5 protein-coding genes and 1 pseudogene are annotated in these 5,823 nt (G+C 48.5%); 2 read left to right on the forward strand and 4 right to left on the reverse strand.

Going from position 1 to position 5,823, the window contains the following annotated elements; genetic code table 11:
- Positions 1–1,230: histidine phosphatase family protein (locus N4J56_RS39650; RefSeq protein ID WP_317112506.1), on the reverse strand; the 1,230-nt coding region annotated here is incomplete at its 3' end.
- Positions 1,231–1,283: 53 nt separating this feature from the next.
- On the opposite strand from N4J56_RS39650, the gene N4J56_RS39655 reads away from it, so the two are divergent.
- Entirely contained in the window at positions 1,284–2,006 is a 723-nt protein-coding gene (locus tag N4J56_RS39655; RefSeq protein WP_317112507.1) for a hypothetical protein, read from the forward strand.
- A gap of 13 nt (positions 2,007–2,019) precedes the next feature.
- Here the strand turns inward: N4J56_RS39655 and N4J56_RS39660 are convergent, their stop codons facing one another.
- Entirely contained in the window at positions 2,020–3,348 is a 1,329-nt protein-coding gene (locus N4J56_RS39660) for a dihydroorotase (RefSeq protein ID WP_317112509.1), read from the reverse strand.
- 244 nt (positions 3,349–3,592) lie between these two features.
- On the opposite strand from N4J56_RS39660, the gene lepB reads away from it, so the two are divergent.
- Positions 3,593–4,171 carry a signal peptidase I gene (gene lepB / locus N4J56_RS39665; RefSeq protein ID WP_015157258.1) on the forward strand — a complete coding sequence of 193 codons (579 nt, stop codon included), beginning with the start codon at positions 3,593–3,595 and terminating at the stop codon, positions 4,169–4,171.
- Between the two features lie 8 nt (positions 4,172–4,179).
- On the opposite strand, the gene N4J56_RS39670 is transcribed toward lepB, so the two are convergent.
- Together N4J56_RS39670 and N4J56_RS41770 are read right to left on the reverse strand one after the other, a co-directional pair.
- Positions 4,180–5,541, reverse strand: a complete 1,362-nt coding sequence (locus tag N4J56_RS39670) for a dihydroorotase (protein WP_317112510.1) — start codon at positions 5,539–5,541, stop codon at positions 4,180–4,182.
- Between the two features lie 144 nt (positions 5,542–5,685).
- Positions 5,686–5,823: pseudogene (locus tag N4J56_RS41770) on the reverse strand (histidine phosphatase family protein); the annotation flags it as partial.

The raw sequence follows: 5,823 nt of genomic DNA on the forward strand, positions 1-5,823 counted from the left end.
GTTCCAAAACTGAGCGGTGGATAAGCCTAAAACATGGCACAGCAAAACTTTGTTGGTGGCATCGTGTGCCACCACTATACCTGTCTGAGGGCGATCTGCTACCGAAGCTAGCATCTTCTGCCAATCAACAACGCTGCGTTCCCAGACTTGCTGTAAATTTTCTCCTTCTGGCATTTGTACCTCACCTGGTACTGTCCGCCACCGTTCTAATTCCCCTGGAAATGTTTGCTCGATTTCTGCTTCTAATTTTCCTTCCCAAAGTCCGTGACCGATTTCTCTAAGTCCGTCGTATAACTTCAGTTGAGTTTCGGGGTGATGCTGCAAAATAATTTCGGCTGTTTCCTTGGGACGCAGCATCGGACTGCTGAAGGCAAAATCGAGTTTTACAGTTTTGAGAAATTCTGCTGCTTTACGGGCTTGTTCTCTGCCATTGTCATTGAGGGGAACGTCAATTTGCCCTTGAAATTTGGTCTGGCGATTCCACTCAGTTTCGCCATGCCGAATCAGTAAGATTCTTTGTCCTTGGTGGTTTGGTCGGAAAGATGGTAAAACATCTCTTCCCAAATGGGCGAGTTGATTCATCGATTCAAGCTGTACGGAACCGCCTTGACCTTGACTTTCAGCAGGCGGGAAGGGAGGTTTGAAATTTAAGACGCTAATCCCGCAATTTGATTGTTGGATGGAATGATAGCGGCTGGGAGAAATGCCAACTGCGGTACTGAGGAGGGCGCGGTTAATGCCGTTGTGTCCGACAATCAGGATAGTTTCCCCAGCATGGCGGGAGAGAATATCTTGCCAAAATTGTCGTGCCTGTTGATAGAGAGCGAGGACGGGAAAATGCTCTTTTGTGCCTTGCGGCGTTTGTAGCTCCATTTTGAATTCGTGAGGAAACTCGTGCCACAAGCGGTAATCTGTGGGAAATTTCTCCTTGACTTCATGGACTGTTAGCTTTTCCCATAGGGGTAAGTCAATTTCTAATAACTGTTCTGTAACTGTTAGAGGTGTTGTCGTGGCAAAACAGTTGCGAACGATTTCTGCTGTTTGTCTGGCACGTTGCAGCGGGCTGGAGTAGATAGCGGCAAAGTTGAGATTGCTAAGGGCTGCGCCGACTTTGAGGGCATCTTCACGCCCTCGTTCTGTTAAAACTGAAACATCGCTACGTCCTTGGATGCGACGTTCGGCGTTATAGCTGCTTTGTCCGTGGCGCACGATTACAACACGAGTGGTCATTTAGATAAGAGCTAAGGTTTAGAATTCAAATTTATTGCCAGGGTCATTTTAACTTGCAGCGATCGCCATCGCTAGGGAAAAATTTTTCCCTCTGGCTGTTTCTTGCCATAATGCTCAAGAAGGGCGATCGCATTCTAGAGTTTGGCATGACAATTAAGCGGGTAGTTTTAAGTGCGTTGACGGTTTTAACAGTTTTACTGGCTGGAGCATCTTTATGGCAAAGTTGGCAGCAGCCCCAATTTCAAAGTCGCTTGGAACTCTACGAAACCAATCTGCTCTTGCGTGCTGCCGAGTGGCAACCTCAAGATAGTAGGGGTAAAGATTTGACTAATGCTCGTAAAGCTTTGTTGGGAGATAAGCCCATCGAAACGGCAATCGAGCAATATCGGGAAGCTAAGACTTCTACCCAGAAAAATATTCAGAAAGCTTTAGCACAACTCAAACAAACGCGATCGCTACCTGAATCCGTACCAGCTACTCCTCAGCCTGAATCTGCCACTCCACCAGTGACAGAAACGTCTCGTTCTAACCAAGAGAATATCCTACAGCGATCGCTCGCTCGACTAGAAAAACTCAACGCCGAACTCACCTTACGCTTGGGAATTCTCCAAGCACAGCAAGGGAAGACGGCGGAGGCGATAAAGACTTGGGAAGAGTTGATAAGACAAGAGGGACAAGGGGGACAAGGGGGACAAGGGGAGAGTCTTTCACTTACGACACCCCACACCCTACACCCCACACCCCACACCCCACAACCCACACCCTTTCTTCACTGATAACTGTCAACAACTACTCGCCAAAACTCAACGCTTGTCCTCTTACCTGAGTATTTAACTTGCCACGATCGTAGACGACTTGACCGCCGACAATGGTGTAGGCAGACCAACCAGTTAAATGCCAACCTTCAAAGGGACTCCAACCACATTTCGTTTGTAATTCTTCCCGTTTGACGGGATGGTAGTTATTCAAATCGACGAGGACGAGATCGGCATCATAACCTGGAGCGATCGCCCCTTTATTAGGTATTTTGTAAGCTTTGGCTACAGCTGTAGACATCCAATGAGATACCTGGGCAACGGTACAGCGCCCTTGCATTGCCTGTGTCAGCATCAGAGGCAAAGATGTCTCAACCCCGGGCATACCAGAAGGTGTATTGGGATATTGCTGGGCTTTCTCTTCTAGGGTGTGCGGCGCGTGGTCTGTGGCGATAAAATCGATGACACCATCGAGTAAAGTTTGCCAGAGAACTTCATTGTCGCGAGGCGATCGCAGTGGTGGATTCATCTGCGCCCAAGTCCCAATTTTTTCATAAGCATCGGTATTGAGTAACAAGTGCTGGGGCGTAACTTCCGCCGTTACCCAACTCGGTTTGTCTTGGCGCAATAACTCAGCTTCTTCAGCTGTAGACATATGGAGAATATGCAAGCGACGTTGGTACTTTTTCGATAGTTTGAGTGCTAATTGCGTAGCTAGAAGCGCGGCTTGATTGTCTTGAATTTGCGAGTGAATTGCCGGATCGTGAATGCCGGCAAATTCTTGTCGTCGTTGGTTAATGCGGGCTTGATCTTCGGCATGAACGGCAATTAAGCGATCGCCCCGAGCAAAAATTGCTTCTAAATACGCTTCTCCATCTACCAATAATGCCCCGTGCATCGAACCCATAAAAATCTTGATCCCTGGTGTGGGGTGAGCAGTCAGCAAGTCGGGGAGATTTTCAGCAGTTGCTCCGATAAAAAAGCCATAATTGACCAAACACTTTTGGGCAGCTCGTTGTAGCTTGTCATCTAGCGTTTGTTGAGTCGTCGTCAGCGGACGAGTGTTAGGCATCTCCAGAAACGAAGTCACTCCACCCTTAGCACAAGCACAGCTAGCGGTGAATAAATCTTCTTTATGTTCTAGTCCTGGTTCGCGAAAGTGGACTTGCGGATCGATCGCCCCTGGTAGCAAAGTTAAACCCGTTGCGTCAATTTCCGTCACGGCTGCGTCGCTGGGAGTGGCAATATTTGCGGCAATTTCAACGATCTGGCGATCGCGAGTCAGAAGATCTCCCAAGAGAAATTCTCCAGAGGGCAACAGGATACGAGCGTGGCGAATGAGTAAGCTAGAAGTAGATGACATAAAGAAGCCGTAAGTCGTAAGTCGGGAGTCGGGAGTCGGGAAGCGGGTTCCAGGCGAGGTGTCCTCCGCATCGGAGCCGCGTAGTCGCTGGGGAAGAGACTACCAATTACCACTGATAACTGGTCACTGATAACTGATAACTGATAATAGAGAGAATACAATTTCTATAGATCCGATTAACAAGCAACATTTTTCACTTTACGTTTTTTAACCTACTACCCCCTAAACAAAAGATTTAGCATCTATGTCGCGAGTCCAAAATCAAGTGCCAGAGCAGAATTCTCCTCAAGACAACGAAGGATCGTGGATTGGAGAACTAGGCAGAACGATTATCTTGAGTGTAATTTTGGCTTTGGGTATTCGTACCTTTGTGGCTGAAGCCCGCTGGATTCCTTCAGAATCAATGGTTCCGACACTCCAAAAGTATGACAAGCTGATTGTGGACAAAGTCAGTTATCATTTTGTCGAGCCGGAACGGGGCGATATTGTCGTATTTTCACCTACAGAGACAATTAAAAAAGATAATCCTAACCTGAAAGACGCTTTTATTAAACGTATTGTTGGACTGCCAGGGGATAAAGTAGAAGTTAAAGGAGAGCGGGTCTATATCAACGATCGCCCCTTGCAGGAAAAGTATATTGAAGCTCCGCCACAGTACCAGTACGGACCTGTCACCGTACCACCGAATTCTTACCTAGTTTTAGGTGATAACCGCAACAACAGTTATGACAGTCATTTTTGGGGATTTGTCCCTAGAGATAATATCATTGGTCGGGCAATTGTCCGGTTTTGGCCTCTCAACCGAATTGGAGAGTTGAATTAAATTAGACTCTACAGCCAGATTTTGACAACACGACCGTTGACTTGTTGACCCAGCCAAGGGGTATTGTGAGAGCGAGATTTTAAAGTCTGCTGCGTCACAGTCCAAGTGTGTTGGGGGTCGAAGAGAATCAATTCGGCTGGGGAGTTGGGAGCGATCGCATTTACATTCTGTTGCAAGCACCCAGCTGGACGGTGACTTAACGCTTGCCACAATTCTAGGGCGGAGAATTCTCCAGTTGCTACAAGATTTTCCCACAGTAGGGGTAAAGCGAGTTCTAAGCCAATTGCTCCAGCGGGTGCTTCCGCAAAGGCAACAGTTTTTTCTTCGTAGGTATAGGGCGTGTGGTCGATCGCGATCGCGTCTATAACTCCTGTCCGCACGCCTTGGCGTAGGGCTAAAACATCTTCAGGATTGCCTAAAGGTGGTTCCACCCGTAAAGCAGGATTGTAACTGCTCAAGGCTTTGGTATCGAGCAATAGATGCATCCAAGTCGTACTAGCGGTAATTGGTAAACCACGTTCTTTTGCCGTTGCGATTAACTCAACGCTACGGGCAGTAGAAACCCGCATCAGATGCACGGGAGTACCAATCGCGGCAATTAACTCTAGCAGAGCAGCCAGAGCAGTTGTTTCTGCGATCGCGGGATTGCCAGGTAAGCCAGATCGCATAGAGTAAACACCCTCTCGCACCACTCCATTGCCAACCAGACCACGGTGACAAGCGCAGAGCGCTACTGGCTTATCTAAAGGTTTGAGATATTCCAACATCCGCCGCAACAGCCCCCAATTTTCAATTGGCTGACCGTCAGCAAAACCCACAATTCCCGCCGCCCCCAATTCTGCTAACTCCGTCATTTGCTGTCCTTGGACTCCGGTTGTCAGCGCACCCCAGAAAGAGAGCTGAGGGAGTCGGGAGTCGGGAGTCGGGAAGCGGGTTCCAGGCGAGGTGTCCTCCGCATCGGAGCCGCGTAGTCGGGAGCGATCTTTCTCCCTCAGCTCCTCTGCTCCTCTGCTCCCTGCTCCCTGCTGCATTAGTCTCAACGCCACAGCCGAGTTATCCACAGGCGGAACGGTATTGGGTAACAAATTGACGCGCGTGAAGCCGCCAGCAGCAGCCGCAGCTGCAAGAGTTGCCAGCGTCTCCCGTTCTTCAAATCCTGGTTCTCCCGAATGGCTATAGAGATCTACCAGCCCCGTGCCTAAGATCGAGCCTTGACAGTCTTTAACTTGAGTATCAGCCGGATAATCGGTCAATTGTGGCGCTATTGCCGCGATCGCACCATCTACAATTAACACGTCACATGCTTGGCGATCGCTCCCCGTCACCGGATCGATAACCCGTACTTGTCGTAGTAATTCACTCATTGTCATTTGTCATTTGTCATACCCTACGGGAAGGGCTTCGCCCTATGTCATTTGTAATAAATCGTGGTTAGTTGTTCTTGGTTTTGACTTTTGACTTTTGACTTTTGACTTTTGACTTTTGACTTTTGACTTATTCATGACCAACGATCTTTACAACGCCCCAGATGCTGTCTTATCGAGTACGCCCCCGCCTAAGTGGGTGGTAATATTCATTGCTTGCAACACGGGTAAACCATTTAAGCCTTGAGGATAATCGATGACTGTCACGGCTCCGTTCCCTTGGCGGAA

The organism is Chroococcidiopsis sp. SAG 2025 (assembly GCF_032860985.1).
In the GTDB taxonomy this organism is placed as follows: domain Bacteria; phylum Cyanobacteriota; class Cyanobacteriia; order Cyanobacteriales; family Chroococcidiopsidaceae; genus Chroococcidiopsis.

What these genes read in the sequence shown, in the direction of transcription:
- N4J56_RS39670 (WP_317112510.1), bottom strand. Translation starts at nt 5,541, where the DNA reads ATGACAATGAGTGAATTACTACGACAAGTACGGGTTATCGATCCGGTG.
- N4J56_RS39660 (WP_317112509.1), bottom strand. Translation starts at nt 3,348, where the DNA reads ATGTCATCTACTTCTAGCTTACTCATTCGCCACGCTCGTATCCTGTTG.
- lepB (WP_015157258.1), top strand. Translation starts at nt 3,593, where the DNA reads ATGTCGCGAGTCCAAAATCAAGTGCCAGAGCAGAATTCTCCTCAAGAC.